Source organism: Flavobacterium sp. (assembly GCF_040382755.1).
In the GTDB taxonomy this organism is placed as follows: domain Bacteria; phylum Bacteroidota; class Bacteroidia; order Flavobacteriales; family Flavobacteriaceae; genus Flavobacterium.
Genome location: NZ_JBEIET010000254.1, coordinates 1 through 1,558, shown reverse-complemented (window position 1 = coordinate 1,558; position 1,558 = coordinate 1). Strand labels below are relative to the sequence as shown.

Below are 1,558 nucleotides of genomic sequence, written 5' to 3'. Positions count from 1 at the left end.
TTTTCACACAAGAATTTGGCCGTGTTAAATAGAACAACGTAAGTAATTTGGTCAAAAAATAAATCGAGGCGGCTTAGTGGGCAATTTAGGTAAAAAAGAGCTGGTATGAGATTAAATGGTTAGGTCGGGCTCACCGTAGTCCGTAGTTTGTAAAACTCGTGGGTGAGAATTGTCTAAACACACATACAAAAAAACTTTTCCCCACCCTGCGCCAAGTTAGTATTGTAGGGTTAGCCTTGAGCGTGCTTGGCGTCTTAATGGGGGCAGAGTGGCACATTCAATTTAGTAAACGCAACTGCACGCACCACAGTTTAAAATATACAAAATTTACTCAAATAAAAAACTACACGCTGTAACAATTCTCTACATTATTTTGTCCCGCAAAACATGTTAATAATACAACTTTTAAGCCAAATATCTCATCTTTTTCTTTCACAAACATTTTTTGGAAACGGCCAAAAAGTAATAACCAAGCCGATAGCAAAAATTCAAAATTACGGAAATTTTGAAAAAAACTTAAAATTTTGTTAAATTGTCCCCTGCCGAGAGTAACAGGCAGCCGCTAAGAAAACATTTCTCTAAATCTTTTTTACAACCGTTCCCCTCTCCAACCAACGGAAAATGTAGAAATATTCTAAAAATTACGTAAAGTCGAAATCAAAAATGTAGAACAGAAAAAGATTGAAATCAAAATACAACTTTTAAGCCATATATCTCATCTTTTTCTTTCACAAAAATCCTTCCAGAAACGGTCAAAAAGTAATAACCAAGCCGATAGCAAAAATTCAAAATTACGGAAAATTCGAAAAAAACTTAAAATTTTGTTAAATTGTCCCCTGCCGATAACAGGCAGCTGCTAAGAAAACATTTCTCTAAATCTTTCCCCTCTCCAACCAACGGAAAATGTAGAAAATTACGTAAAGTCGAAATCAGAACTGTAGAACAGAAATAGATTGAAATCAAAATACAAATATTTTTGAGGGAAAACTTTAAAAACTTTATTTTTCCATGATACATGCACTAAGCAGTATTTACTAAAGTTGACAAACACAAATGAAGTAGAGTAACTCTATTTTTTCTTTGTCTTCGTCACAGCATCAAGAGCATCAGAAAAATTTTTGTTTTCCCTCTCCAATTGGGCGCGCTCTTCTCTTACTTCCTTATACATCTCTTTTTTGATGTCGCAGATCTGTTTTAGAAGCAAGTTTCTTCGAAAACGATCTCTTTCCCGCTCCAGCTCCTGTTCAAAGAACCTCAAATCTTGCTCAAAGTTTCTCATTTCTGCTTATTTTTCTGCTTTTTCGAAAGACAAGTATAACGCTGTTACAACTTGAAAACAAACTAAAGCCTTTCTTCACGTAACGCTATCAAAAACCACTCTTGACGCTTCACAAAAAATGGCAACAAATAAAAATGTATGCGCAAAACGTCCGTAAAAAACATTACAAAAAAGAGATAAAGTAGGGTTTCATTTTTCATGTTATTAAATGTCGACGAAATTGGAAAGTTCACATATACTCAATCAACAATCCCTCTCTCTTCTACAAAACGTTTACAC

At 34.5% G+C, this 1,558-nt stretch carries 1 protein-coding gene; it reads right to left on the bottom strand.

Annotated features, from left to right (window positions below; translation table 11 throughout):
- Positions 1–1,069: 1,069 nt before the first annotated feature.
- On the bottom strand, positions 1,070–1,279 hold the full coding sequence (locus ABWO04_RS11835; protein WP_353079888.1) for a hypothetical protein: 210 nt from the start codon (positions 1,277–1,279) through the stop codon (positions 1,070–1,072).
- Positions 1,280–1,558 lie beyond the last annotated feature (279 nt).

What these genes read in the sequence shown, in the direction of transcription:
- ABWO04_RS11835 (WP_353079888.1), bottom strand. Translation starts at nt 1,279, where the DNA reads ATGAGAAACTTTGAGCAAGATTTGAGGTTCTTTGAACAGGAGCTGGAG.